Source organism: Jiangella rhizosphaerae (assembly GCF_003579925.1).
Classification (GTDB): domain Bacteria; phylum Actinomycetota; class Actinomycetes; order Jiangellales; family Jiangellaceae; genus Jiangella; species Jiangella rhizosphaerae.
Genome location: NZ_QUAL01000432.1, coordinates 1 through 25,082, shown reverse-complemented (window position 1 = coordinate 25,082; position 25,082 = coordinate 1). Strand labels below are relative to the sequence as shown.

The window sequence follows — 25,082 nt, the reverse complement described above, 5'->3', positions numbered from 1 at the left end:
GCCGGCGCGGCACCCCCGGCCGGCGCGACCGCGGCGCCCGCCGCCGCACGGCCCTGCGGCCAGTTCGCCGCCGGGTTGCCGCCGGGCAGCGGATACGGGCCCTGCGGGAGATCGCGGGTGATCGGCTGCAGTTCGCCGTAGGTGCGAGCCTTGAACGTCGCCTCGAGCCGCTCCTCGAGCTCGCTGAGCGTGAGCCGGCCGTCGCCGGCGGCCTGGCGCAGCGCCTCGGCGACCCGCTCGCGGTCGACGTCGGAGCAGCGCAGGTCGGCGGCGCTGCGGACGTCGGGGAACTCGGTGCCGGGCGCGGGCTTCGGCTGGTCGGGAACCTCGCTCATCGCTCGCCCGCCGCCTTGCGCTGGACGTTGACCCCGCCGAAGACGGCCTTGCCGGTGATGCGGACGACGGGTGCGCCCGGGCCCGGCTGCGGGCCGCGGGTGGTGTCGTCGTTGAACGCGCCGAACACGCCGTCGCCGTCGACGTTCACCCGGAGGTCGGGCGGCACGATGATGTTCACGCCACCGAAGACCGCCTTGATGTCGATCTCGACCTCCGCCGCCTCGAGCGTCGCCTCACGCAGGTCGAGGTCGGCGCCGCCGAACACGGCCTTGACGCGGTAGTACTGCGGCACGACCCAGTCGCCGCGGCGCTGGATGCCGCTGAACACGACCTTCGCGCTGCGGGACGACGGGACGCCGCCGACGCGGACCGACGGCGACGGGGCCGGCGCGGGCGCGGCCCGGTGCACGACCGCGGTGGACAGCGGCAGCGGAAGGTCGGCGGGGAGGTCGCTCAGCACCGGCTCGAGGTCGGCGTACGTCTTGGCGGCGTACAGCGCCTCGATGCGTTCCTCCAGCTCCGTGAGGCTCAGCCGGCCGTCCGAAGCGGCCTGACGCAGGACGTCGGCGACCTGCTCGCGGTCGGCGTCGGACGCCCGCAGCGCCCGCTGGTCGCGTGTCTCGTCCACAACTGACGACCTTAGCAATCACCCGGCCGTCCCGATGGAGGAGAAATCCCGGAGATCTACCCCTGAAGAAGGATCGGGGAGACCTCAGGGACACCACCGTCAGGATGCCGCCGGCGCCTCCCCCGGTTCCGTGGTCGTCCGGTCCGTCGTGCCCGGCCCGGGAGCCGGCCGCCGGCCGTCGCCGGCACCCTGGTTCGGCTCGGCCTCGCCCCGTTCCGCCAGCGCCGAGACCGTCAGGTTCTCGCCGGTCTCGGGGTCGAAGACGTGCACCCGGCGCAGGTCGAGCCAGAGGCTGGCCGGCGTCCCCTCCGGGATGCGGCTGCTGGCGTCCAGCGCCACCACGAGCTGGGTGCGCAGCGCCTCGCTGTCGAGCTCGCGTTCCAGCTCGGCCAGCTGGGCGCGGATGTCCTCGGGCGCCTCGTACGGCACGTAGGCGTACTGCTCGTTGCCGAGCCACTCGATGACGTCGATGGTCGCGTCGAACACCACGCCGTGGTCGCGGACGGTGTCGGAGACGACCGAGGCGTCCTCGAACGCCTCCGGCCGCGCACCGAGCAGCACGACCTCACGGCCCCTGAGGTCGGCCGAGCGCGACGCCGGCAGCGTCCACTCGCCGAACGGGGTGTGCAGGCGGTCGCCGGACACCGTCGCGGAGATGAAGTTCATCGGCGGCGACCCGATGAACCCGGCCACGAACAGGTTGACGGGGTTCTCGTACAGCTCGCGCGGCGTGGCGACCTGCTGGACGACGCCGCGGCGCAGCACGACGACGCGGTCGCCGAGCGTCATCGCCTCGACCTGATCGTGCGTGACGTACACCGTCGTGATGCCCAGCCGCTTCTGCAGCCGCGAGATCTCCGTGCGCATCTGGCCGCGCAGCTTGGCGTCGAGGTTGGACAGCGGCTCGTCGAACAGGAACGCCTGCGCCTCGCGGACGATGGCCCGGCCCATGGCCACGCGCTGGCGCTGACCGCCGGAGAGGTTGGCCGGCTTCCGGTCGAGGTGCTCGTTGAGCTCCAGCAGGTCGGCGGCCCGCCGGACCCGCTCGTCGACCTCCTTGTCGGGCGTCTTGGACAGCCGCAGCGGGAAGGCGATGTTCTCGTAGACGGTGAGGTGCGGGTAGAGCGCGTAGTTCTGGAACACCATCGACAGGTTGCGGTCGCGTGGCGCCTTCTCGTTGACCCGCTGGTCGCCGATGCGCAGTTCGCCGCTGGTGATGTCCTCGAGTCCGACGATCATCCGCAGCAGCGTCGACTTCCCGCAGCCCGACGGCCCGACCAGGATGACGAACTCGCCGTCGGCGATGTCGAGGTTGACGTCCTTCACGGCGTGGAAGCCGTCACCGTAGCGCTTGTTGATGTCCTTCAGCGTGATGGCAGCCATGGGATCTTCCTTCCCGTCAGTCCAGGTCAGCCCTTGACGGCGCCCTGGGTCAGGCCGGACACGATCCGGCGTTGGAACAGCAGCACGAGGATGACGACCGGGATCGTGACGACGACGGCGGCCGCCGCGATCGCCCCGGTGGGCTCCTCGAACTGCGACGCGCCGGTGAAGAACGCCAGCGCCGCGGGGACCGGCCGGGCCGCCTCGGTCGAGGTCAGCGAGATGCCGTAGACGAAGTCGTTCCACGCGATGAAGAACGAGATGATCGCCGTCGTGAAGACGCCGGGTGTCGCCAGCGGCACGATCACCTTGCGGAACGCCTGCCAGGTGGTGGCGCCGTCGACCTGCGCGGCCTGCTCGAGCTCCCACGGAATCTGCCGGAAGAACGCCGACAGCGTCCAGATCGAGATCGGCAGCGTGAGCGAGAGGTACGGGATGATCAGGCCCGGCCAGGTGTCGTACAGGCCGATGTTGCGCCACAGGTTGAACAGCGGCGTGACGATCGAGATGACCGGGAAGATCGCCACCGCGAGCGCCGTCGTCAGGATCAGCCGCTTCCCCGGGAAGTCCAGCCGCGCGATCGCGTACGCACAGAACGTGGCCAGCACCACCGAGATGAACGTGGCGATCAGCGAGATGCCGACGGAGTTGCGCAGCGCCGACAGGAACAGCTCCTGGGCATCGCCGGCGAGGATGTTGTCGTAGTTGTCCCACACCCAGTTCGTCGGCAGGAAGTTGCCGGTCGCGAGGTCGCTGGGCGTCTTGAACGACAGCGACACGATCCACGCCACCGGGAACAGCGCGTAGACGATGACGACGACGCCGGCGACCCACCACCAGGCCTTGGTGCCGCGCGAGAGCTGACCCTCGTCCATCACCGCTCCCCTCTCGCGCTGGCCAGATCGACCTTGAACAACTTGATGAACAGGAAGCTGATCAGCACGACGCACAGGAACAGCAGCACCGAGACCGCCGAGCCCAGGCCGATCTCGAGCCGGCTGATCGTCTGCCGGTAGGCCAGGAACGAGACGACCTCGGTGTTGTTGGCGCCCTGCGTCATGATGAAGACGTTGTCGAAGATGCGGAACGCGTCGAGGGTCCGGAACAGCAGCGCCACCATGATGGCGGCCTTCATGTTCGGGATGGTCACCTTGTACAGCCGCTGCCACCAGGTGGCGCCGTCGACCTTGGCCGCCTCCTGCAGGTCCTCGGGCACCTGGGCCAGGCCGGCGAGCAGCAGCAGCGAGATGAACGGCGTCGTCTTCCAGATCTCCGACGCGATGATGACGAACACCGACGTGGAGAACTCGCCGAACCAGTTCGTGTTCTCGCTGATGCCCGGCAGCCAGCCGAACCACGAGTTCACGAAGCCGGAGTTGATGTCGAAGGCGTAGAACCACGCGAACGCCGAGACGACGGTGATGATGGCGTACGGGACGAGGATGGCGGTGCGCAGGATCGGCCGCAGGGTCGTCAGCGCCCGGTGCATGACCAGCGCCAGCGCGAAGCCCAGCACGGCCTCGACCGCGACCGTGATGACCGTGATCAGTACGGTCACGCCGACCGCCCGCCACCACACCGAGTCGGTGAGCACCACCCAGTAGTTGTTCAGCCAGGTGAACTCGCGGGCGTCGGGGTCGGTGAGCCGGAACCTGAACAGCGACTCGTAGAACGCCTGCAGGATCGGGTAGGCGGTGACGAGCAGCATCACCACGAACGCCGGACCGGCCAGCCACCAGCCCAGCCGGCGTTCCGACCGTGCCCGGTCGCTGAGGGGGACCTTGCCGCCGTTGCCGCCGGCCGCCTGGCCGACCTCGCCGGCCGCCGCGGATGTCGTGCTCATAGGAGTCGCTCTCCCTTCAGCACTTCGGTGATCAAGGTCGTGGCTTCCTCGGGCGAGGAGTCAGGGGTGACGGAGCTCGGCGGGTGCCAGGTGTTCTGCAGGCCGGTCGAGACCTCGTTGTAGTACGGGGTCTGCGGCCGCGGCGCCGCCGCCTCCAACGACTCGCGGATGAGGTCGGCCATCGGGAAGGTCTCCTGGACCTCCGGGTCGTCGTACGCCTCGGTGTTCGACGCCGGGTTGCCGTTGGTGACCATGTAGTAGGCCTGGTTGTCCGGCTGGACGATGCACTGCGCGGCCTCGATGGCGAGGTCGGTGTGTTCACTGAACGCGCCGATGCCGAGGCTGATGCCGCCATAGGGCGGACGCGACTCCTCGCCCTCGGCGACCGCCGGGTACAGCGCCCAGCCGATGTCGTCGACCAGCGACTGGTCGAGGTTGCCGGCCTCGACGCCGGCCAGGGTGGCCGCCCACACGAACGGCCAGTTGACCATGAACGAGCCGCGGTCGCCCTGGAAGAGCAGCATCGACGCGTTCTCGTCCTCGTTGGCCAGGCCGGGGCCGCCGAGCCCGTTGCGGGCGATGTCCTCGATGATCTGGGCCGCGGCGCGCCCGGCGTCGGTGTCGAGGCCGAGCTGGACCTGGTCGGCCGGCGCCTCGGGGTTGTCGATGATCTCGCCGCCGGCCGACGTGACCAGCGCGTTGATCCAGACGGTGAGCGCCTCGGCCCGGATGCCCTGGACGCCGAGGTACTTGTCCTGCGACTGGGCGGCCTCGATGATCTGCTGCCAGGTGACGGGCTCGTTCTCGGGGTCCAGGCCGGCGGCCTCGGCGACGGACCTGCGATACCACAGCAGCTGGGTGTTGGCCCAGAACGGGACGGCGACGAGCTCGTCGCGCCAGGTGGCGCCGTCGATGGCGCCCTGCACGACGTTCTCGGTGACCGCCTCGGCGACGTCGTCGGGGATCTCGGCGAGGAACCCGGCCTCGGCCAGCTCCGGGATGAACGGCGGGTCGAGACTGATGATGTCGATGGACGAGTCGTTCGCGGCCAGCCGCCGCGCCAGCTGCTCGCGCTGGGCGGAGGCCTCGCGCGGCAGCAGCGACGTCTGGATGCGGTAGGCGCCGTCGGCGGCTTCGGTACATCGCCGGGCCAGTTCGACCTGGCCACCGTTGTCGGGGTTGATGTACCACGTGAGTGTCGGGGTGGAGTCGTCGCTGCCGCAGGCGGCCAGCCCCGCGAGCAGGACGGCGGCGGCCGCGACTCTGACGGTCCCTTTGCGCACATCGCCTCCCTGGAGCAGCAGGCTTGCGCTCCAGGTGACGACCGCGTCATCGGAGCGTCAGGGTGTGAGTCGAACCTACGACATCGAGTGCCGCTGGTCGAGGACATACGGTGTTCTCGTGTTCGACACCCCGCACACCCTGGTCCGCCACGACGGCGTCGACGGCGAGGTGGTCGTCCGCCGCCGGTCGACGCCGGACGGCCCGGTCTACGAGCTCATCGTCAACGGCACCTTCCTCATGGACACCGCCGAGACGTCGACGGAGCGGCTGCTGGCCGGCCTGCTGCTGGACCGGCACCCGGAGCCTGCGACGGTGCTGGTCGCCGGCCTCGGCTTCGGGTTCACCGTCGGGTCGCTGTTGGCCGACGCCCGGGTGCGGCGGGTCGACGTCGTCGAGATCGAGCCCACGCTGGTCGACGTGCTGCGACGCGGCGTCGTACCGGGTCTGGACGCCGTCGTCGGCGACGACCGGGTCCGGATGGTGGTCGACGACGTGCGCGCCATGCTGCCCGCGGCACCGCCGTCGACGTACGACGGCATCCTGCTCGACGTCGACAACGGCCCGCACTTCCTCGTCCACGAGGCCAACGCCGAGGTGTACGAGCGGCCGCTGCTCTCCGTCGCCGCCCGGGCGCTGCGGCCGGGAGGGATGCTCGCGGTCTGGTCGGCGACGCCGGCGCCGGTGCTGGCCGGCGTGCTCGCCGACGCCGTCGGCGATGTCGAGCAGGTGGTCCGGACCGTCCGGCGCGAGACCCGCGACGTCGACTACCACGTCTACGTCGCCCGCCGCCCCCTCTGACGTGGGTCAGGCGGGGACGCCCCGGACGTCCAGCGCGTTCTCGACGATGCGCAGGCCGGAGAGGCCCGGCATCCTGCCGATGTGGTCGTCGATGGAGCGGGCCGCGCGCCGTCCGTCCGGCCCGCTCATGAGGTGGCCCAGGACGTGCCGCACCTCGGACTCGGCCATGACGCCGGAGCCGACCGGGCCCCAGAACTTCCGCAGCGCGAACCGGGCGATCTTCTGCGCCTTCTTGCTACGGGCCAGCCGGTCGCGGGCCTGGGTGGCGTAGAACGCGACGTGCCGCGCCTCCTGCTTCGCGATGCGCTTGAGCAGTTCCGTGAGGACGGGGTGCCGCTCGAGCTCGGCGAGCCGGTTGTACGCCGTGATGGCCGACCACTCGTTGGCCGCGCCCCAGATCATGTGCACCGCGACGAAGTCCTGGCCGACCACGTTCGCCAGCAGTGACTGCTTGAGCGGGTCGAGCTTGTCGCGCCAGCCCATCTTGAGCCGCGTGGCCTTGAGGTGGTCGTAGTCGATGCTCTGGCCGTGCAGGTTCAGCACCTCGGCCAGCGCCTCGCCGTGCCAGAACTCCTCCATGTTCCACATCGTCATGAACGCGGTGACCTGCGGGTCCTTGTGCGACGGCGTCACGAGCATGTCGCGCAGGTAGCAGACGGTGTGGTACTCGACGTCGCACATGTAGCGGAGGCTGCGCAACGTGTCGGGCGGAAGCGGGTTGGTCCGGAACTCGTCCAGCGGCAGGTCCTGCCACTGCACGGCCTGGGACGTTCGGGTGTAGTCGCGGATGTCGAAGGCCATGTCGTGCCGGAGCGAGGTGCCGGATGGGGGCCCGCCCCGTCCCTCCCTAGGTCCTCGTAAAACGAAGGCTCATTCTTTATAGGTCGAGTATGCCCTGCTCACATAGTGCATGGCAATGTGCCCTCGATCACCCGGATTTTCCCTGAGATGGACCCTGAGACCGGGTCGCCCGGCGTAGTACCCCGCGGCACCACGCAGGCGGCCCGTCGACGATGATGGGCACATGAGCGACCAGGAGTACCGCATCGAACACGACACCATGGGCGAGGTACGGGTTCCCGCGGCGGCGAAGTACCGCGCGCAGACCCAGCGCGCCGTCGAGAACTTCCCGATCTCCGGGACGCCGATCGAGAGCGCGCTCATCCATGCCCTGGCCTCCATCAAGGGCGCGGCGTCGCAGGTCAACGCCGAGCTGGGGGTCATCGACACCGATCTGGCGAAGGCGATCCACGACGCCGCGGCCGAGGTCGCCGGCGGCCACCACGACGAGCACTTTCCCATCGACGTGTTCCAGACCGGGTCCGGCACGTCGAGCAACATGAACACCAACGAGGTCATCGCGACCCTGGCCACCGAGCGGCTGGGCCGGCCGGTGCACCCGAACGACCACGTCAACGCGTCGCAGTCGAGCAACGACGTGTTCCCCACCGCCATCCACATCGCCGCCACCCGCGCCGTCGTCCGCGACCTGGTCCCCGCGCTGCAGCACCTCGAGCGCGAACTGTCGCGCAAGGCCGCGGAGTTCGCCGCCGTCGTCAAGAGCGGCCGCACCCACCTCATGGACGCCACCCCGGTCACCCTCGGCCAGGAGTTCGGCGGCTACGCGGCCCAGGTCGCCTACGGCGTCGAGCGGCTCGAGGCCGTCCTGCCGCGCGTCGCCGAGGTGCCGCTGGGCGGCACCGCCGTCGGCACCGGCATCAACACGCCGCCCGGCTTCGCGGCCGCCGTCATCGAGCGCATCGCCGCCGACTCCGGGCTGCCGATCACCGAGGCGCGCAACCACTTCGAGGCGCAGGGTGCCCGCGACGGCCTGGTCGAGCTGTCCGGCCAGCTGCGCACCATCGCGGTGTCGCTCTACAAGATCTCCAACGACATCCGCTGGATGGGCTCCGGCCCGCGCGCCGGCCTGGCCGAGATCGCCCTGCCCGACCTGCAGCCCGGCTCGTCGATCATGCCGGGCAAGGTGAACCCCGTCATCCCTGAGGCGCTGTGCATGGTGTCGGCGCAGGTCGTCGGTAACGACGCCGCGGTGGCGTTCGCGGGCGCGGCCGGCAACTTCGAGCTGAACGTCATGCTGCCGGTCATCGCCCGCAACGTGCTCGAGTCGATCCGGCTGCTGGCGAACATCTCGCGGGTGTTCGCCGACCGGTGCGTCGCCGGCATCGAGGCGAACGAGGAGCGCTGCCGCGAGTACGCGGAGTCCTCGCCGTCCATCGTCACCCCGCTGAACCGCTACGTCGGGTACGAGGAGGCCGCCAAGGTCGCCAAGCAGGCCCTGGCGGAGCGGAAGACCATCCGCGAGGTGGTCGTCGAACGCGGCTACGTCGCCGACGGCAAGCTCACCGAGGAGCAGCTCGACCGCGCCCTCGACGTGCTCGGCATGACGCATCCGCCGTCGGCCTGACCCGGACGCACGTCGCCCCCGTCACCGAGCTCGGTGACGGGGGCGATGCGTGTGGCGGGTCTCAGTACCAGCCGACGGCCTCCGAGTGCGCCCACGCGCCGCACGGATCGCCGTAGCGGCCCTCGATGTACCAGAGTCCCCACTCGATCTGGGTGACCGGGTTGGTGAGGTAGTCGTCGCCGAACCGGGACATCTTCTCCGGCGGCAGCGACTGCGGGATGCCGTACGCGCCGGACGACGGGTTCTCCGCGGTGTGCCGCCAGTTGGACTCGCGGGTCCACAGGTTGTCCAGGCACTGGAACTGGTCGTCTCCCCAGCCGTAGTCGGCCATGAGGGTGCGGGCGGCGGACTGGGGGTCGTCGATGGCCCGCTCCAGCGACCGGGCGGCCTCCTCGGCCGCGGCCTGACGGGCGGCCTCCGCGGCGGCGGCCGCTTCGGCCTCGGCCTTCGCCTTGGCCTCGGCCTCCGCCTTGGCGCGTGCGGCCTCCGCCTCGGCCTGCACCTGCGCCTCTGCCGCGGCGGCGAGGTCGCGCTCCAGGGACGGCCGGTCCGGCTCTTCGGCCTTGGCGGGGACCTCCGGGAGCGTCAGCTGCCGCTGCGTGCTCACCGCGGCGGTTCCGGAGCCGGCGGAGTCGACGAGCCACCCCGTGAAGAGGGTGGCGAGAACGGTGATCGATGCGAGGATGCCGAGGCCTGCGGCGACCCGGCGCAGACGCCTGCGTCGACGATGCACGAGTGGTGAAACCTTCCTGTAGGGCCCCACCACACTGCAATGGAAATGGGATCGTTGCCAACTCGACGGCGTGTCACACGGCCGATCGTGACGCTCGGCGGCTAACGGGGACCGTCCGGGCCCGCCGACGCGGACCCCGTCGCCCGCCGCCCCTCCTATCGGGGCTGACCAGCGGAAACTCCCGCGTCACCGCACCCGGGGGCACGGCGACACGGGAGTTCCGGACATAGCTGACGAATCAACGATGAGACTTCGCTCACCCGGGCATGCGCTCGAGCATCTCGGTGACCAGGGCGGCGATCGGGGACCGCTCCGAGCGGGTCAGCGTGACGTGCGCGAACAGCGGGTGCCCCTTGAGCTTCTCGGCCACCGCGACGACACCGTCGTGCCGGCCGACGCGGAGGTTGTCGCGCTGCCCGACGTCGTGCGTCAGGACGACGCGGGAGTTGCTGCCGATGCGCGACAGGACGGTCAGCAGGACGTTGCGCTCCAGCGACTGCGCCTCGTCGACGATGACGAAGGAGTCGTGCAGCGACCGGCCGCGGATGTGGGTGAGCGGCAGCACCTCGAGCATGCCGCGCTCGACCACCTCGTCGATGACGTCCTGGGTGGTCAGCGCGCCGAGGGTGTCGAAGACCGCCTGCGCCCAGGGGTTCATCTTCTCCGACTCGCTGCCCGGCAGGTAGCCGAGGTCCTGGCCGCCGACGGCGTACAGCGGCCGGAACACGACCACCTTCTTGTGCAGCCGCCGCTCCATGACCGCCTCGAGCCCGGCGCACAGCGCCAGCGCCGACTTGCCGGTGCCGGCCCGCCCACCCAGCGAGACGATGCCGACCTCCTCGTCGAGCAGCAGGTCCAGCGCGATGCGCTGCTCGGCGGACCGGCCGTGCAGGCCGAACGCCTCGCGGTCGCCGCGCACCAGCCGGATGCGCTTGTCCGCCGTCATGCGGCCCAGCCCGCTGCCGCGCTCGCTGTGCAGCACGAGGCCGGTGTGGCAGGGCAGCTCGCGTGCCTCGTCGAGGTCGGCGTACCCGTTCTCGTACAGCTCGTCGAGCAGGCTGCCGGGCACCTCCAGCTCGGCCATGCCCGTCCATCCGGACTCGATGACGGTCTCGGCGCGGTACTCCTCGGCGTGCAGGCCGACCGAGGACGCCTTGACCCGCATCGGCAGGTCCTTCGACACGAGCGTGACGTCGTGCCCCTCGGCGGCCAGGTTGCGGGCCACCGCCAGGATGCGGGAGTCGTTGTCGCCGAGCCGGAACCCGGCCGGCAGCACCTCGGGGTCGGTGTGGTTCAGCTCCACCCGGACCGTGCCGTCGTCGTCGCCGACCGTGATGGGGTCGTCCAAGCGACCATGCTCCACCCGCAGCTCGTCGAGCAGCCGCAATGCCGCTCGAGCGAAGTAGCCGAGCTCCGGATGATGGCGCTTGGCCTCGAGTTCGGTGATCACCACGATGGGCAGGACGACCTCGTGTTCGGCGAAGCGGAGGATCGCGTACGGGTCGGCCAGCAGCACGCTCGTATCGAGGACGTAAGTGCGGCGAGCCGGCTCCTGCCGGGTGGTGCGACGACGGGTCTGAGTCTTGGAAGCGGCCACGTCCGTCTCCCTCACGCCTGAATGCACCCTGACGGATCAGGCGTCTGTGTCGCGCGGAGTGCCGGGACCGAGCCCACCGGGCCGGGTGCCGGCCCTCCGTTCGCGCCATGGTGTCAGCACGTAGGACGGGCCTCCCGAGCGGCCGGCTACCCACCGTCCGCCACTGCCAAGATTACCGCCCGCCATGACCCCGGCGATAGGACACGCCTGAACGGCCCGTGAACGATGTGTTTCGCCGAGCCGGCACACCCAGATCACTCGGCGTTGTCGCGCTCCGCGTCGCGCTGGCGCTTGTACTCCTCCCACTCGTTGCCCAGGGTGCGGTGGCGGGCTTCGAGCCAGTTGAAGTAGTCGCGCATGTTGGCCATGCGCCGCTGGACGATGTCGTCGGCGTCGCCGAGGGCGGCCATGACCTCGTCGGCCAGGCGCTGGCGCTTGTAGAGGTACCGGTGCTCGGTGGCGAGGAAGGCGCCCCAGACGTCGTCGTCGGCGCGGTAGAAGTGGCCGCGGGAGCCGGGCACCGACACGCGGCGGATGAAGCCGGGGGCCGAGAGCGCACGGGTGGCGGCCGAGATGGAGCCGGCGCTGGCGTTCAGCTCCTTCATCAGTTCCGCCGTGGACACGTGCGGCTCGGAGCTGAGCATGAGGTAGCCGAGGACGCGGCCGTTCATGCGCCGCTCCCCCATCTCCTCGAAGAGCAGCCCGAGCTCTTCGACGAAGAAGTCGAGCTTCGCCCTGTCGTCCGCCATGAATCCCTCCCTCGGCCCACATGGTGGGCCATGACCACCGGCGTCCGCCAGTACGCGACGCCGGTGCAGGCCAACGGCGGTCGGGGCATGTGCCGCCCGTCACCGCCATCTGTAAAGTCTCAGTAACTTCTGAAAGTTCGGCAAGAATATCTCTTGCTTGAAACTTCAGCGTGTCACTAGATTCACCCCCACTTCAAGCGAACGGGCACCGAGACTGCCCGCGGCACACCCCGAGAGGTGACCATGCGCACGTGGCAACGGCTCGCAGCACTCGCTGTCGGTGCTGCCCTCCTCACCGTCACCGCATGTGGCGGCGGCTCCGACGACGACGGCTCCAGCACCGGGAGCGACGGCGGCGGCGAGGGCACCGGCGGCACGTTCTCCGTCGGCATCGACGAGCCCGACTCGCTCATCCCTGGCCGGGCGCAGGGCGCGTTCGACGAGATGCACGCGCTCTTCTCCGGCCTGGTCCGCTTCGGCGACCAGAGCGAGCCGCAGATGCTGCACGCGGAGTCGATCGAGAGCGACGACAACGTCGTCTGGACCATCACGATCAAGCCGGGCTGGACGTTCCACGACGGCACGCCCGTGACGGCGCAGAGCTACGCCGACGCCTGGAACGCGACGGCGTACGGGCCCAACGCGTGGGCCAACAACGCCCAGCTGTCGAACATCGTCGGCTGGGACGAGCTGAACCCGGCCGAGGGCACGCCCGCGACGGACACGCTGTCCGGCGTGCAGGTGGTCGACGAGAACACGCTGCAGGTCACGCTGAAGGCGGCCGACAGCCAGTTCCCGTACAAGCTCGGCCAGCCGGGCTTCTACCCGCTGCCGGCCGTCGCGTTCGAGGACTTCGACGCGTTCAACGAGGCGCCGATCGGCAACGGCCCGTACATGATGGACGGCACGTGGGAGCACGACGTCCAGCTGTCGGTGACGCGGTACGAGGACTACCAGGGCCCGCGGCCCAATGCCGACGGCATCACGTTCCGCATCTACAGCGACACCACGACGGCGTACACCGACGCCATCGGCGGCGCGGTCGACATCGTGTCGGTGCCGCAGGAGAAGTACAAGCAGGTCGCCTCCGACTTCCCGGACAGCTACGTCGCGTTCAACGCGATCCGGCTGGATTGGCTGGGCTTCCCGCTGTGGGACCCGCGCTTCCAGGACCCGCGGATCCGTCAGGCGGTCTCGATGGCGATCGACCGCGACGCCGTCAACGAGGCGATCTTCGGCGGCCTGTACACGCCGGCCACCTCCTACCACGGTCCGTCCGCTCCCGGCGGCGGCACCGAGGGCCTGTGCGGCGAGTTCTGCGAGTTCGACCCCGACCGGGCCAAGGAGCTGCTGGCCGAGGCCGGCGGCTGGGAGGGCCCGATGGAGATCTGGTTCCCGGGCGGCGTCGGCTACGACCAGACGTTCGAGGCGCTGGCCAACCAGATCCGGCAGAACCTCGGCATCGAGGAGGTGACGACGAAGAGCCAGCCGGGCTTCGTCCAGTTCCTCGAGGCGCTGGACACCCAGCAGGCGACCGGTCCGTTCCGCGGCGGGTGGGGCTCGCTGTACCCGAGCATGCAGAGCCTGCTGTGGTCGGTGTTCAGCACCAACGGCGACGGCCGCGCGGGAGGCGGCAGCTACGCAAGCCCCGAGGTCGACGCCCTGATCGCGCAGGCCGACGCCGCGCCGTCGCTGGACGAGGCCACCGAGCTGTACAAAGCGGCCGAGGAGCGGATCATCCAGGACTTCCCGATCGTCCCGCTGTTCTACGCCAAGTACGTCTACGCGCACAGCAGCAACGTCTCCAACGTGATCATCGGCTTCGACCAGATCGAGCTCAACGAGGTCGTCGTCAACTGAGCACGGCAGTACCGCGAACGTCCGCAGCAGAGAAGGGCAGAGAGTGACGATCCCGACGTCCCACCTGGTCGACGAGGCCCTGAGGGTCCAGCCGGAGGCCGACGCGTTTCCCACCGTCGACGAGCTGGTCGCCGCGGTCCGGCGCGTCCACGAGGCGCATCCGGACGTGACCCGCGTCCACCGGGTGGGGACGTCGCGGCTCGGCGAGCCGATCGAGGCCATCACGATCGGCTCGGCGGAGCGGCACGCCGTCGTCTTCGGCGGCGTGCACCCGAACGAGCCGATCGGCAACATCACCGCGCTGCACCTGATCGAGCGGCTCACGACCGACCGCGCGCTGCTGGACCGGATGGGCTACACCTGGCACGTCGTGCCGTGCATCGACCCCGACGGCATGCGGCTCAACGAGAGCTGGTTCAGCGGCCCGCTCAACCGGCCCGCGTACGGCCGCCGGTTCTACCGTCCCGCCCCGGACGAGCAGGTCGAGTGGACGTTCCCGTTCGCTTACAAGAAGGCGTACTTCGACCGGATGATGCCCGAGACGGTCGCGCTGATGCGGCTGATCGACGACACCAAGCCGGCCTTCATGTGCTCGCTGCACAACGGCGAGTACGGCGGGGTCTACTACTACCTGTCCCGGCCGGAACCCGAGCTCTACCCGCTGCTGCACCAGATCGCCGCCGGCGTCGGGCTGCCGCTGGACACCGGCGAGCCGGAGGCCCCGTACGTCGAGCGGTACGCGCCGGCGATCTTCGGCATGATCCGCAGCGAGGACCAGTACGACTTCGCCGAGGCCGCGGGTGTCGACCCGACCGACCGGCAGGCGGGCGGGTCCAGCGCGGCGTACGCGGCCAAGTACGGCACGTTGACGCTGGTCACCGAGATGCCGTACTGGACGCACCCCGACGCCGACGACGACACCCTGCTCACGCGCACCTACGCCGACGTGCTGCGCGAGCAGGCCGAGGGTCTGCGCGACATCCACGCTCGGCTGGACCGCATCCTCACCGCGGCGCGGCCCGACCTCACCGTCCGCTCGCCGTTCCTGCGCTCGTCCGAGGCGTTCGTGCCGATGCTGGCCAAGGCGGCGCAGCAGAGCGAGCACCGGGCCGGCCACCCCGACTCGCAGCGCCCGGCGACGGTGTCGGAGCGGTTCGGCTGCCTGGACATGGTGCACATGTTCCGGCTGCGCTGGGGCGGGACGCTGCTGCGCACCCTGGACGGAGAGCTGGCCATCGGCAACGGCACCCCGGTCATCCGGGAGCAGCGGGCCGCCATGGACGCGCTCTACGAGACCTGGGCCGCCGAAGCCGCCGAAGTGACCCCCGCGGAGGCCATCGCGTACGGCAAGCTGGCGGCCGTGCAGTACGCCGCCATCCTCGTCACCGCCGCCCACGCGGCACGGTGCGACTGAGGTCGTCGGGCATGGGCAAGTACGTCGTCTCGCGCCTGCTGCAGCTGGTGCTGGTGTTCTTCGGCGTCACGCTGCTCATCTACCTGGCGGTCTACGCGCTGCCCGGCGACCCGATCCGCGCCCTGGGCGGCGACCGGCAGCTGCCGGAGAGCGTCGTCAACGCGATGCGGGAACAGTTCAACCTGAACGACCCGGTGCTGCTCCAGTACGTGAAGTACCTGGGCAGCCTGTTCACCGGCGACCTCGGCACGGACTTCAACGGCCGCCCGGTGGCCGACCTCATGGGGCAGCGCTGGCCGGTGACGATCCGGCTGGCGCTGACCGCGTGGGTGATCCAGGTGGTCGTCGGTGTCGGGCTGGGCGTGCTGACGGCGCTGCGCAAGGGCACCTGGCTGGACCACACGGTGTTGTTCTTCACCGTCGCCGTCATCTCGATCCCGGTGTTCGTGCTGGCCTACACGGCGCAGATCGTGTTCGGCGTGAAGCTCGGCGTCGTCCCGGTCTCCGGAATCGACGACGGCTGGCCGCTGAGCTACCTGCTGCCGTCGATCATCCTGGCGATCTTCGGCCTGGCCTCGGTGGCCCGGCTGGTGCGCGCCAGCATGCTGGAGAACCTGCGCGCCGACTACGTCAAGACGGCGATGGCGAAGGGCCTGAGCCGGCGCCGGGTCGTGTACCGCCACGTGCTGCGGAACTCGCTGATCCCGGCCGTGACGTTCCTGGGCATCGACCTGGGTTATCTACTCGGCGGCACGGTGATCATCGAGGGCGTGTTCAACCTGCCGGGCGTGGGCCAGCTGCTGTTCTCGTCCATCGCCTCGCAGCAGGGACCGGTCGTCGTCGGAGTCGCCACCGTGCTCGTCGTGATCTTCCTCCTGGCCAACCTCGTCGTGGACCTGCTCTACGGCGTGCTCGACCCGAGGATCCGCCATGAGTGACCCCACGTCCGCCATCGCGACCACCGAGCCCGGCGCGCCGGGTGCGGCCGGCGGGCCCGGCGGCGCCGAGGCGGCGCCGTCCGCCGCGAAGTCGTCCACGCTGGTCGGCGACGCCTGGCGGGAGCTGCGCCGGCGACCGCTGTTCGTCGTCGCGTCGGTGCTGGTGGTGCTGCTCGTGGTGATGGCGATCGCGCCGCAGCTGTTCGCCGGCTGGTTCGGCAACGGCGATCCGCGGGTCTGCGACCTGTCGCGCAGCATCGAGGGCCCGGCGTCCGGGCACCCGTTCGGCTTCGACAAGCAGGGCTGCGACGTCTACGCCAACGTCGTGTACGGCGCCCGGGCCTCGATCAGCGTCGGTGTGCTGGTGACGGCCCTGACGCTGGTGATCTCGCTGGTGCTGGGCAGCCTGGCGGGGTTCTTCGGCCGGGTGGTGGACGCGATCGTGTCGCGGTTCGCGGACGTGTTCTTCGGGTTCCCCTTCCTGCTCGGCGCGCTGGTGGTGCTGACGGCGTTCGAGGCGCGCAGCATCTGGGTCGTGGCCCTGGTGCTGGCGCTGTTCCGCTGGCCGTCGATGACCCGGGTGATGCGCTCGAGCGTGATCCAGGTGCGCGACATGGACTACGTGCGCGCCTCGGTCGGGCTGGGCGGCAGCAGGTTCTGGCTGCTGCGCCGGCACGTGCTGCCCAACGCGATGACGCCGATCATGGTGATGGTGACGCTCGACATCGGCACGGTCATCGTCGTGGAGTCGACGCTCACCTTCCTCGGCGTCGGCCTGCAGGCGCCGGCGATCTCGTGGGGCCTGCAACTCTCGAACGCGTCGACGGACTTCGCCGCCGCCCCGCACCTGCTGATCTTCCCGTCGCTGTTCCTGAGCCTGACGGTGCTCAGCTTCATCGTGCTCGGCGACCTCATCCGCGACGCCCTGGACCCGCGGCTGCGCTGAGCCGGATGTCCGTCCGGGTCTCGCGCAGCCGCGGTGCGCTCAGCCGCTCCAGGCGCCCGCCGCGGCGGCGCCGGCGGCGTAGGTCTCGAACGACAGCGGCGCCCGCCCGGTGACCCGCCGCACGTCGTCGCTGGGTTCGGCGTGGCCCTGCTCGCGCAGCGCCGTGAACGCCGCGAGCGCGCCCTCGGCGGCCTCGCGCGGCACCCCCAGAGCCTCCTGCTGGGCGAGGTAGTCGTCGTCGGAGCCGAGGTAGGCGACGGTGCGGCGGGCGACGCGGCCGATGATGGCGACGGCCTCGCCGAACGACAGCGCCCGCGGGCCGGTGACGTCGTAGCGCCGCCCGCCGTGCCCGTCGCCGGTGAGCGCCGCGGCGGCCACCGCCGCGATGTCGCAGGCGTCGACGAACGCCTGCCGCAGGTCGCCCAGCGGCATGGCCAGCTCGCCGGCGAGCACCGCCGGCCGGAAGAACCCCTCGTCGAAGTTCTGGTCGAACCAGTCGGCGCGCAGGATGGTCCACTCGGCCCCGGACCCGCGGACCGTCGCCTCGGCGTCGAGCAGCCGCTGGTCGCCCATGGCCTCGATGCCGCGGCTGGACAGCAGCACGATGCGCCGGACGCCGGACTCGACGGCCAGTGACACGAGCGCGGGGTCGACCGGGACGCCGTCGGGTGCCATGAGGTGGAGCCGGTCGGCGCCGTCGAGCGCGGGCTCCCACGTCTGCGGCGCGGACCAGTCGAACCGCACGTCGCCGTGCCGCGACGCCGCCCGCACGGGCGCGCCGGCGTCGCGCAGCCGGGCGACCAGCCGCCGCCCGATCGTGCCGGTGCCGCCCAGGACCAGGATCGCTCGTTCGTTCATGATCACAGTGAACCAGCCCTCGCCGACAAGGTCCGATGAGTTTCCGCGCCACCGGGGGTCTACCCGCAGAGAGACCGGAGATTCCACGAGAAGGAGACCCGATGAGTGGCGCCACCCTCGCGAGCATGCTGCTGTCCAGCACCGACCCGGACCGTCTGGGCGCGTGGTACGCCGCGGCGCTCACGCCGGCCGACGACGCACGGGTCGGCGACTACCGGATCCTGCGCTACGGCGACTTCCACCTGATGATCGACCGCCGCGACGACGTCGGGCCGGCCAACCCCGAGCCGGGCCGCGTGATCCTCAACTTCGACGTCGACGACGCCCGCACCGTCGTCACGCGGATGGACGACATGGGCGTGAGCTGGCTCGCCCCGCTGGAGGACCGCGACGGCAGCCTGTTCGCCACCGCGATCGACCCGGACGGCAACTACGTCCAGATCATCCAGATCAGCCCCGAGCACCGGGCGCAGATGGCCGCGGAGCGCGCGGCGGAGGCGAGATGACCGCGAGCACGGACCGCCACTGGCTCGCGCTCGGCGTCATCGCGGCCGCGTTCTTCATGAGCGTGCTGGACTCCACGAGTGTGTTCACGGCGCTGCCGTCGATCGCCGACGACCTGGAGTTCTCGCCGGCGGGCATCCAGTGGGTGGTGACGGCGTACGGCGTCACCGTCGGCGGGCTGATGCTGTTCGGCGGACGGCTGGCCGACCTTCTCGGCCGCCGGCGCGTCTTCATGGCCGCCGTCGCGGTGTTCGCGGCGGCGTCGCTGCTGTGCGGGCTGGCATGGTCGGCCGAGGTGCTCATCGCCGCCCGGACGCTGCAGGGCGTCGGCGCCGCGGTGCTGACGCCGGCCGGGCTGTCGCTGCTCATGACGGTGTTCCCGGACGGCCCGGAGCGGCACCGGGCACTGGGCGTGTGGGGCGGGCTCGGCGGCGTCGGCGCGACCGCCGGCCTGCTGCTCGGCGGCGTGCTGACCGACGGGTTGGGCTGGTCCTGGATCTTCTTCGTCAACGTGCCGGTCTGCGTGCTCGTGCTCGTGCTGAGCCCGGCGCTGCTGCCGGAGAGCCGCGACCGCGACGTGCCCCGCCGCTTCGACCTGGCCGGCGCGGTGACCGTGACGGCGGCGCTGGCGCTGTTCGTGTACACGATGTTCGACGCCGCGGAGTCCGGCCGCCCGACGGCGCGGTCGGCGGTCCTCCTGGCCGCCGCGCTCGCGCTGGGGGCGCTGTTCGTCGCCGTCGAGTCGCGCAGCCGCTCGCCGCTGGTCCCGTTGCGGATCTTCCGCTCGCGGACGCTGGTCGGCGGCAACCTGGTCGTGCTGGTGGCCGGCCTCGCGGTCGACGGCATGCTCATCCTCGTCACGCTCTACGCACAGCAGGTGCTCGGCTTCTCCGCCCTGCAGTTCGGCCTGGCGGTCGCGGTGATGACGATCGCGTCTGTCGGCGGCGTCGCCCTCAGCCAGCACCTGGTGACGAGGACCGGGTTCGGGCCGGTCGCGCTCGGCGGCATGATCCTCCTCGGCGCCGCGCTGCTGCTGCTCACCGGCGTCTCGGCCGGCGGCTCGTTCACCGGCGACCTGCTGGCCGGGCTGCTCGTCTTCGGCCTCGGCATGGGCGGCGCGTTCGTGTCGTCGCAGATCGCGGCGCTGGCCGGCGTCGCGGAGTCGGAGTCCGGACTCGCGTCCGGACTGGAGGAGACGTCGTTCACCATCGGGTCGACGCTAGGCGTCGCGACCCTGACCGCCGTCGCCGTGGCCCGAGCCGACGACCTCGTCGCCGGCGGCACCGAGCCGCTGGCCGCCCTGACGTCGGGCGTGCAGACCGGGTTCCTGGTGGCGGCCGGGTTCACGGTGCTCGGCGCGCTGGCGGCGATCACGCTGCTGTGGCGGCGGACCCCCGAGCCGGCCACGACGGAGCCGCAGCGGGCCCCGTCGGCGGCATAGGGTCGGCACAGGACGAGGGAGGCGACGGTGCATACCACGACCACCGGCGAGACGACGGGCGACTTCCAGCGGCTCGCCCAGCCCTACCGGCGAGAGCTGCTCGCCCACTGCTACCGCATGCTCGGCTCCGTCCACGACGCCGAGGACCTCGTGCAGGAGACGTACCTGCGCGCCTGGCGCGCCTACGACAGGTTCGAGGACCGCTCGTCGCTGCGCACCTGGCTCTACCGCATCGCCACCAACGCCTGCCTCACCGCGCTGGAGAGCCGCGGCCGCCGGCCGATGCCGACGGGGCTGGGCGGGCCGAGCACCGAGCCGGGCGGCGACCTGCTCGAACGCTCCGAGGTGCCGTGGCTGGAGCCGCTGCCCGACGTCGCGATCGCGGCCGAGAGCACCGACGGCGTCGACCCCGCCGCCGTCGTCACCTCGCGCGAGAGCGTCCGGCTGGCGCTCGTCGCCGCGCTGCAGCACCTGCCGCCGCGGCAGCGCGCCGTCCTGGTGCTGCGCGACGTGCTCAGGTGGAAGGCCGCGGAGGTGGCCGACCTGCTCGAGACGTCGACGGCCGCGGTCAACAGCATGCTGCAGCGGGCGCACGCCCAGCTGGACAAGGTCGCGCCGTCCGAGGACGACGCCGTCGAGCCGCTCACGCCGGAGCAGCAGGAGCTGCTGGACCGGTACGCCACCGCGTTCGAGAGATACGACATCGACGCGTTGGTCCGGCAGCTCACCGAGGACGCGGTCTGGGAGATGCCGCCGTTCGCCGCGTGGTTCGTCGGCCCGGCCGACATCGGCGAGTTGATTCTCGTCCAGTGCCCGATGAAGGCCCCCGGCGACCTGCGCATCGTGCGGACGTCGGCCAACGGGCAGCCGGCGCTGGCGCAGTACCTGCGCGACGCCGAAGGCGTCCACCGGCCGTTCGCGATCCAGGTGGTGTCGGTCGGCGCGGCCGGCATCACGCACGTGGCGCAGTTCTTCGACCTGACCCTGTTCCCGCTGTTCGGGCTGCCGGACGTGCTCTCATGACCGGCCCGCCGGCCGATGCGACCGAGCTGCTGGAACGGGCACTCGGCTACGCGGCCGGCAGTCTGGCGCTGGTCCGGTCGCCGCTGCTGTCGCGGCCCACCCCGTGTGCCGGGTGGGACCTGCGGGCGCTCCTCGCGCACATGAACGACTCCCTGCTGGCGCTGCTGGAGGCGACGGGGTACGGCTGGGTGGCCGGGCCGGGCAGTGGCCGCACCGCGGCCGCCGCGGACCCCGTCGCCTCGCTGCGCGAGCGGGCCTGCGCCCTGCTCGCCCGGTGTGCCGCCGACGCGGGGCCGGACGTCGTCGCCGTCGGGGACCGGTGGCTGGCCGCCCGCGCGGTCGCCGCCGCGGGAGCGCTGGAGATCGCCGTGCACGGCTGGGACGTGGCCCGTGCCTGCGGCGCCGACCGCCCGCTGCCGCCGCCGTTCGCGGTGCGCCTGCTGGAGGTGTCGAGCCTGCTGGTCGACTCCGCCGACCGGCCGGCACGGTTCGCGCCGCCGCTCCCCGCGGGCGGAGCCGACGGGGCGGGCGTGCGGCTGCTGGCCTTCCTCGGCCGCGACGCGCAGGCGACGGCCGGCTATCGGCCGTAGCGCCGCTCGCGCTCGCTGTACGAGCGCAGCGCCCGGAGGAAGTCGACCCGGCGGAAGTCGGGCCAGAGCGCCTCGCAGAAGTAGAACTCCGAGTTCGCGCTCTGCCACAGCATGAAGCCGGACAGCCGCTGCTCACCGCTGGCCCGGATGACGAGGTCGGGGTCGGGCTGGCCCTTCGTGTAGAGGTGCGCGGCGATGCCCTCGACGGTGACCACCTCGGCCACCTCCTCGAGCGAGGCGCCCTTCGCGGCGTGCTCGTGCAGCAGGGCCCGGACGGCGTCGGCGATCTCGCGCCGTCCGCCGTAGCCGACCGCGACGTTGACGTGCATGCCGTCGAGGTCGCGGGTGCGGTCGGCCGCGTCCTTGATGACGGTGGCGGTGCGCGGCGGCAGGAGGTCGAGCGCGCCCATGGGGTAGACCCGCCAGCGCCCGGTGGCGGCGATGTCCTGGATGAGGCTCTCGATGATCCCCAGCAGCGGGACGAGCTCGTCCTCCGGCCGGTTGAGGTTGTCGGTCGACAGCATCCAGAGCGTGACGACGTCGACGTCGAGCTCGTCGCACCAGCCGAGGAACTCGCGGGCCTTCTCGGCACCGGCCTGGTGCCCGCTCGACGTGGGTGCGCTCAGCGCCCGCGCCCAGCGGCGGTTGCCGTCCATGAGGACGGCGACGTGCTGCGGCAGGCGGCCGCGATCGAGGCGCCGCTGGATGCGCTTCTCGTAGATGCGGTAGACCAGGTCGGACAGACCCATCGACCGATGCACCTCCAGCATCGTGGCCGTTTCGCCGAACGTGTTCCTCCCCGCCAGAGAGTACTCTCCCGCGCCGTATGTGCGGTGAAATCACAGGTACGGTGGGGTTCATGGCATTCGACGAGCAGGTGCGCGACGCGGTCGCCGCGGTCAAGCCCCGGCTGCGGGGCTGGCTGCACGCCGGCACGTTCCCCGTCGCGGTGCTGGCCGGCATCGTGCTGATCATCGTCGCGCCGACCGCCCAGGTGCGGGTGAGCGCGGCCATCTACACCGTCACCGCGGCGCTGCTGTTCGGCATCAGCGCCGTCTACCACCGCGGGCGATGGTCGCCGCGGACGCACGCCGTGCTGCGCCGGTTCGACCACGCCAACATCTTCCTGATCATCGCCGGCACGTACACCCCCTACACGCTGCTCGTGCTGCCCTCCAGCGACGCCACGGTGCTGCTCTGGCTGGTGTGGGCGGGCGCGCTGCTCGGCGTCGCGTTCCGGGTCTTCTGGGCCGGTGCGCCGCGCTGGCTCTACGTGCCCATCTACGTCGCGCTGGGCTGGGCGGCGGTGTTCTGGCTGCCCGAGTTCGCCACGCACGGCGGCGCCGCGGTCGTGACGCTGATCATCGTGGGCGGGCTGATGTACACGCTGGGCGCCGTCGTCTACGGCACCAAGCGCCCCAACCCGTCGCCGCGCTGGTTCGGCTTCCACGAGGTGTTCCACGCGTTCACGCTGGCCGGCTTCCTCAGCCACCACGTGGGCATCTGGCTCGCGGCCTTCGGCGCCGGCGCGGTCGCCGCCAGCTGACGGCTCACGGGGTCGGGCCGGCGGCCCGCACCTCCTGCACGTGGGTGAGCGCCTGGCGCAGGTCGGCCAGCCAGTCGTCGGCGTTATTGGCGACCAGCCGGACGCACCAGGCCAGCGCCTCGGACCGCGACCGCGCGACCCCGGCGTCGACCAGCGTGTCGAGGACCTGCCGTTCGGGCTGGCGCAGCCGGGTCATGACGGGCGCGGCCAACCGGGTGAACAGCTCTCGCCGGTCGCCGCAGTCGACGCCCCAGGCGACCTTGCGGCCGCTGCGGTGCTCCAGCTCGCGGGCGATCTCGATGCGCCGCTCGCGGGTGCTCTCACGGAACGCGCTGATGCGGCCGGCCAGGGCCGCGTCGCGCTCGACGTCGGAGACGTCGTCGGTGCCGGGGGCGGGGATGCGGCCGACGACGGTGATCTCCTCACGGTCGACGGTCACCTCGACCGGTCCCTCGAACCAGTCGTCCGGCAGCCGGCCGGTGAGCCAGCCCCGGATCCTCTCGACGGTGTCGTTGCTTCCCATGTTGCGATGATTACTCGATTACATCGCAATGCCCAGAGCTGTCCGCTCCGGGCGGACAGGACGGCGGATCAGGACGCGGGGCCGGCGAGCTGAGCGGCGAGCCGGCCGGGGTCGGTCACCGGCAGCTCGCAGACGAAGCCACGGCAGACATAGGCGGCCGGCGCGCCGCCCACCACGCCCCGATCGCGCAGCAGCGGAACCGTCGCCGACGCCGGGTCGTCCGGGTCGCCGGCCACGACCATCGCGCCAGGCGAACCCGACCGGAGCGCGACGGCGCGCAGGGCCGCCGTCCGCGGGTCGTCGCGCGGGCCGACGACCGCCACCTCGGCCGGACCGGCCAGCCACGCCTCGGCGACCGCCAGTCCCCAGCCGGCGAACCGGGGCGCCCGGGCGGCCAGCGCGTCGTAGACGCCCAGGGCGTCGCCGGCGGCCGTGCGGTGCCGGTCCGAGCCGGTGTACGCGGCGAACCCGAGCAGCGCGCCGGCCGCCGCCGACCAGCCCGACGGCGTCGCGTTGTCGGTGGGGTCCTGAGGCCGGCGCAGGCCGGCCAGCCGGGCGTCGGTGGCGTCGTCGCCGGTGTCGAAGAACCCGCCGGCGGGATCGGCGAACCGGGCCAGAACGACGTCGAGCAGCTGCTCGGCGAGCGACAGCCAGACGGGGTCGCCGGTGACCGCGACCAGCGTCAAGAAGCCCTCGGCGACGTCGGCGTAGTCCTCGAGCACCCCCGCGTGCGTCCCGGCGACGCCGTCGCGCGACACCCGCAGCAACCGGCCGCGCTCGTCCAGGTGCAGCCGGACCAGCAGGTCCGCACAGCCGACGGCGGCGGCGACCCAGGACGGCTCGTCGAACAGCGCGCCCGCCTCGGCCAGCGCCGCGATCGTCAGCCCGTTCCAGGCGGCCACCACCTTGTCGTCACGGCCCGGCGCCGGCCGCGGCAGCCGGGCGTCGAACAGCTGGCCGCGCACCCGCGCCCAGCGACCGGCGTCGTCCCCCGACGGCTCACGCAGCAGCTGCAGCGTCGATGCGCCGTGCTCGAACGTGCCGGCGTCGGTCACGCCCAGCAGGGCCGCCGCCCAGCCGCCGTCGTCGTCGCCCAGGACCTCGCGCAGCTGCGCCGGCGTCCACACGTAGAACGCGCCCTCGACCGACGCCGCCCCTTCGACCGGCGGCGAGTCGGCGTCGAGGGAACTGGCGAAGCCGCCCTCGGCCGTGCGCAGCTCGCGGAGCAGGAACCCGGCGGTCTCGCGGACCACCCGCGCGGCCGTCGCCGACCCCGTCGCCCGCCACAGGTGCGCGTAGACGCGCAGCAGCAGCGCGTTGTCGTACAGCATCTTCTCGAAGTGCGGCACGACCCAGCCGGCGTCGACGCTGTACCGCGCGAACCCGCCGCCGAGCTGGTCGTACAGGCCGCCGCGGGCCATCCGCTCGCAGGTCTGCTCGACCATGGACTGCGCGCGGCGGTCGCCGGTGCGCGCGTGGTGGCGCAGCAGGAACTCCAGCACCATCGACGGCGGAAACTTGGGCGCGCCGCCGAACCCGCCCGCGGCCGGGTCGAACTCGCCGGTCAGCCGGGCGACGGCGGCATCGAGCCGGTCGGCTCCGGGCGGCCCGTCGCCGGACCCGACGCGCGCGCCGCCGCCGAGCGCCGCCCCGATGCGCTGCG

The 25,082-nt window shown here is 71.6% G+C and carries 24 protein-coding genes and 1 pseudogene; 11 read left to right on the top strand and 14 right to left on the bottom strand.

What is annotated here, in order from left to right:
- The 6 genes from DY240_RS29660 to DY240_RS29635 all read right to left on the bottom strand — a co-directional run.
- The coding region (locus DY240_RS29660; RefSeq protein ID WP_147375582.1) for a DUF1707 SHOCT-like domain-containing protein at positions 1 to 335 on the bottom strand (335 nt) is incomplete at its 3' end.
- Positions 332 to 964 carry a DUF1707 SHOCT-like domain-containing protein gene (locus DY240_RS29655; RefSeq protein ID WP_119663244.1) on the bottom strand — a complete coding sequence of 211 codons (633 nt, stop codon included), beginning with the start codon at positions 962 to 964 and terminating at the stop codon, positions 332 to 334. The genes DY240_RS29655 and DY240_RS29660, both read right to left, overlap by 4 nt.
- Before the next feature lie 99 nt (positions 965 to 1,063).
- Positions 1,064 to 2,347 (bottom strand): ABC transporter ATP-binding protein, encoded by a 1,284-nt coding sequence (locus tag DY240_RS29650; protein ID WP_119663243.1) that lies wholly within the window; start codon positions 2,345 to 2,347, stop codon positions 1,064 to 1,066.
- Positions 2,348 to 2,373: 26 nt separating this feature from the next.
- Positions 2,374 to 3,222, bottom strand: coding sequence for a carbohydrate ABC transporter permease (locus DY240_RS29645; RefSeq protein ID WP_119663242.1), 849 nt, complete (start codon positions 3,220 to 3,222; stop codon positions 2,374 to 2,376).
- Entirely contained in the window at positions 3,222 to 4,190 is a 969-nt protein-coding gene (locus DY240_RS29640; protein ID WP_119663241.1) for a carbohydrate ABC transporter permease, read from the bottom strand. The genes DY240_RS29645 and DY240_RS29640 overlap by 1 nt, the downstream gene beginning before the upstream one ends.
- A complete protein-coding gene (locus DY240_RS29635) occupies positions 4,187 to 5,473 on the bottom strand; it encodes an extracellular solute-binding protein (protein WP_119663240.1) in 1,287 nt (428 codons plus the stop codon). The genes DY240_RS29640 and DY240_RS29635 overlap by 4 nt, the downstream gene beginning before the upstream one ends.
- A 64-nt stretch (positions 5,474 to 5,537) precedes the next feature.
- On the opposite strand from DY240_RS29635, the gene DY240_RS29630 reads away from it, so the two are divergent.
- Positions 5,538 to 6,272 (top strand): spermine/spermidine synthase domain-containing protein, encoded by a 735-nt coding sequence (locus DY240_RS29630; RefSeq protein WP_233552928.1) that lies wholly within the window; start codon positions 5,538 to 5,540, stop codon positions 6,270 to 6,272.
- A 6-nt stretch (positions 6,273 to 6,278) separates the two neighbouring features.
- Here the strand turns inward: DY240_RS29630 and DY240_RS29625 are convergent, their stop codons facing one another.
- Positions 6,279 to 7,073: a ferritin family protein gene (locus tag DY240_RS29625; protein WP_119663238.1), complete on the bottom strand. Its 795-nt coding sequence runs from the start codon at positions 7,071 to 7,073 to the stop codon at positions 6,279 to 6,281.
- A 223-nt stretch (positions 7,074 to 7,296) separates the two neighbouring features.
- On the opposite strand from DY240_RS29625, the gene DY240_RS29620 reads away from it, so the two are divergent.
- Positions 7,297 to 8,697, top strand: coding sequence for a class II fumarate hydratase (locus DY240_RS29620; protein ID WP_119663237.1), 1,401 nt, complete (start codon positions 7,297 to 7,299; stop codon positions 8,695 to 8,697).
- 61 nt (positions 8,698 to 8,758) lie between these two features.
- Here the strand turns inward: DY240_RS29620 and DY240_RS29615 are convergent, their stop codons facing one another.
- The 3 genes from DY240_RS29615 to DY240_RS29605 all read right to left on the bottom strand — a co-directional run bounded on the left by DY240_RS29615 (position 8,759) and on the right by DY240_RS29605 (position 11,776).
- Complete coding sequence (locus DY240_RS29615) at positions 8,759 to 9,430, bottom strand: aggregation-promoting factor C-terminal-like domain-containing protein (RefSeq protein WP_119663236.1); 672 nt, start codon at positions 9,428 to 9,430, stop codon at positions 8,759 to 8,761.
- Positions 9,431 to 9,686: 256 nt separating this feature from the next.
- Positions 9,687 to 11,027: a PhoH family protein gene (locus tag DY240_RS29610; protein WP_119663235.1), complete on the bottom strand. Its 1,341-nt coding sequence runs from the start codon at positions 11,025 to 11,027 to the stop codon at positions 9,687 to 9,689.
- 254 nt (positions 11,028 to 11,281) lie between these two features.
- Positions 11,282 to 11,776: a GbsR/MarR family transcriptional regulator gene (locus DY240_RS29605; RefSeq protein ID WP_119663234.1), complete on the bottom strand. Its 495-nt coding sequence runs from the start codon at positions 11,774 to 11,776 to the stop codon at positions 11,282 to 11,284.
- Between the two features lie 243 nt (positions 11,777 to 12,019).
- On the opposite strand from DY240_RS29605, the gene DY240_RS29600 reads away from it, so the two are divergent.
- The 4 genes from DY240_RS29600 to DY240_RS29585 are packed head-to-tail and all read left to right on the top strand — an operon-like array spanning position 12,020 to position 16,934.
- Positions 12,020 to 13,636 carry a peptide ABC transporter substrate-binding protein gene (locus DY240_RS29600; protein WP_119663233.1) on the top strand — a complete coding sequence of 539 codons (1,617 nt, stop codon included), beginning with the start codon at positions 12,020 to 12,022 and terminating at the stop codon, positions 13,634 to 13,636.
- A gap of 43 nt (positions 13,637 to 13,679) precedes the next feature.
- Positions 13,680 to 15,050 (top strand): M14 family zinc carboxypeptidase, encoded by a 1,371-nt coding sequence (locus DY240_RS29595; RefSeq protein ID WP_199702728.1) that lies wholly within the window; start codon positions 13,680 to 13,682, stop codon positions 15,048 to 15,050.
- 11 nt (positions 15,051 to 15,061) lie between these two features.
- Positions 15,062 to 15,988: an ABC transporter permease gene (locus tag DY240_RS29590; RefSeq protein ID WP_119663232.1), complete on the top strand. Its 927-nt coding sequence runs from the start codon at positions 15,062 to 15,064 to the stop codon at positions 15,986 to 15,988.
- Entirely contained in the window at positions 15,981 to 16,934 is a 954-nt protein-coding gene (locus tag DY240_RS29585; protein ID WP_119663231.1) for an ABC transporter permease, read from the top strand. The genes DY240_RS29590 and DY240_RS29585 overlap by 8 nt, the downstream gene beginning before the upstream one ends.
- Positions 16,935 to 16,973: 39 nt before the next feature.
- Here the strand turns inward: DY240_RS29585 and DY240_RS29580 are convergent, their stop codons facing one another.
- Entirely contained in the window at positions 16,974 to 17,792 is an 819-nt protein-coding gene (locus tag DY240_RS29580; RefSeq protein WP_119663246.1) for an NAD(P)H-binding protein, read from the bottom strand.
- A gap of 101 nt (positions 17,793 to 17,893) precedes the next feature.
- Here DY240_RS29580 and DY240_RS29575 point away from each other — a divergent pair, with 101 nt between their 5' ends.
- The 4 genes and pseudogenes from DY240_RS29575 (at position 17,894) to DY240_RS29560 (ending at position 21,350) form a co-directional block, all read left to right on the top strand.
- Positions 17,894 to 18,298, top strand: coding sequence for a VOC family protein (locus DY240_RS29575; protein WP_119663230.1), 405 nt, complete (start codon positions 17,894 to 17,896; stop codon positions 18,296 to 18,298).
- A complete protein-coding gene (locus tag DY240_RS29570) occupies positions 18,295 to 19,737 on the top strand; it encodes an MFS transporter (protein WP_119663229.1) in 1,443 nt (480 codons plus the stop codon). Before DY240_RS29575 ends, DY240_RS29570 begins: the two co-directional genes overlap by 4 nt.
- 18 nt (positions 19,738 to 19,755) lie before the next feature.
- Positions 19,756 to 20,760 (top strand): annotated as a pseudogene (locus DY240_RS29565) (sigma-70 family RNA polymerase sigma factor); the annotation flags it as partial.
- Complete coding sequence (locus tag DY240_RS29560) at positions 20,757 to 21,350, top strand: TIGR03086 family metal-binding protein (RefSeq protein WP_119663227.1); 594 nt, start codon at positions 20,757 to 20,759, stop codon at positions 21,348 to 21,350. The pseudogene DY240_RS29565 and the gene DY240_RS29560, both read left to right, overlap by 4 nt.
- Here DY240_RS29560 and DY240_RS29555 read toward each other — a convergent pair.
- A complete protein-coding gene (locus DY240_RS29555) occupies positions 21,338 to 22,099 on the bottom strand; it encodes an isoprenyl transferase (protein ID WP_119663245.1) in 762 nt (253 codons plus the stop codon). The two genes, DY240_RS29560 and DY240_RS29555, sit on opposite strands and share 13 nt — an antisense overlap.
- 110 nt (positions 22,100 to 22,209) lie before the next feature.
- Between DY240_RS29555 and trhA the strand changes: the two genes are divergently transcribed.
- Positions 22,210 to 22,896, top strand: coding sequence for a PAQR family membrane homeostasis protein TrhA (trhA, locus tag DY240_RS29550; RefSeq protein ID WP_119663226.1), 687 nt, complete (start codon positions 22,210 to 22,212; stop codon positions 22,894 to 22,896).
- Positions 22,897 to 22,900: 4 nt separating this feature from the next.
- Here the strand turns inward: trhA and DY240_RS29545 are convergent, their stop codons facing one another.
- Both DY240_RS29545 and DY240_RS29540 read right to left on the bottom strand, forming a co-directional pair.
- Positions 22,901 to 23,419, bottom strand: a complete 519-nt coding sequence (locus tag DY240_RS29545; RefSeq protein WP_119663225.1) for a hypothetical protein — start codon at positions 23,417 to 23,419, stop codon at positions 22,901 to 22,903.
- 68 nt (positions 23,420 to 23,487) lie between these two features.
- A partial coding sequence (locus DY240_RS29540; protein WP_199702726.1) for a thioredoxin domain-containing protein occupies positions 23,488 to 25,082 on the bottom strand: 1,595 nt, incomplete at its 5' end.

Excerpts from the sequence above, each read along its gene's own strand:
- DY240_RS29650 (WP_119663243.1), bottom strand. The coding sequence starts at position 2,347 with ATGGCTGCCATCACGCTGAAGGACATCAACAAGCGCTACGGTGACGGC.
- DY240_RS29645 (WP_119663242.1), bottom strand. The coding sequence starts at position 3,222 with ATGGACGAGGGTCAGCTCTCGCGCGGCACCAAGGCCTGGTGGTGGGTC.
- DY240_RS29640 (WP_119663241.1), bottom strand. The coding sequence starts at position 4,190 with ATGAGCACGACATCCGCGGCGGCCGGCGAGGTCGGCCAGGCGGCCGGC.
- DY240_RS29625 (WP_119663238.1), bottom strand. The coding sequence starts at position 7,073 with ATGGCCTTCGACATCCGCGACTACACCCGAACGTCCCAGGCCGTGCAG.
- DY240_RS29620 (WP_119663237.1), top strand. The coding sequence starts at position 7,297 with ATGAGCGACCAGGAGTACCGCATCGAACACGACACCATGGGCGAGGTA.
- DY240_RS29605 (WP_119663234.1), bottom strand. The coding sequence starts at position 11,776 with ATGGCGGACGACAGGGCGAAGCTCGACTTCTTCGTCGAAGAGCTCGGG.
- DY240_RS29600 (WP_119663233.1), top strand. The coding sequence starts at position 12,020 with ATGCGCACGTGGCAACGGCTCGCAGCACTCGCTGTCGGTGCTGCCCTC.
- DY240_RS29590 (WP_119663232.1), top strand. The coding sequence starts at position 15,062 with ATGGGCAAGTACGTCGTCTCGCGCCTGCTGCAGCTGGTGCTGGTGTTC.
- DY240_RS29585 (WP_119663231.1), top strand. The coding sequence starts at position 15,981 with ATGAGTGACCCCACGTCCGCCATCGCGACCACCGAGCCCGGCGCGCCG.
- DY240_RS29580 (WP_119663246.1), bottom strand. The coding sequence starts at position 17,792 with ATGAACGAACGAGCGATCCTGGTCCTGGGCGGCACCGGCACGATCGGG.
- DY240_RS29575 (WP_119663230.1), top strand. The coding sequence starts at position 17,894 with ATGAGTGGCGCCACCCTCGCGAGCATGCTGCTGTCCAGCACCGACCCG.
- DY240_RS29570 (WP_119663229.1), top strand. The coding sequence starts at position 18,295 with ATGACCGCGAGCACGGACCGCCACTGGCTCGCGCTCGGCGTCATCGCG.
- DY240_RS29560 (WP_119663227.1), top strand. The coding sequence starts at position 20,757 with ATGACCGGCCCGCCGGCCGATGCGACCGAGCTGCTGGAACGGGCACTC.
- DY240_RS29555 (WP_119663245.1), bottom strand. The coding sequence starts at position 22,099 with ATGGGTCTGTCCGACCTGGTCTACCGCATCTACGAGAAGCGCATCCAG.
- trhA (WP_119663226.1), top strand. The coding sequence starts at position 22,210 with ATGGCATTCGACGAGCAGGTGCGCGACGCGGTCGCCGCGGTCAAGCCC.
- DY240_RS29545 (WP_119663225.1), bottom strand. The coding sequence starts at position 23,419 with ATGGGAAGCAACGACACCGTCGAGAGGATCCGGGGCTGGCTCACCGGC.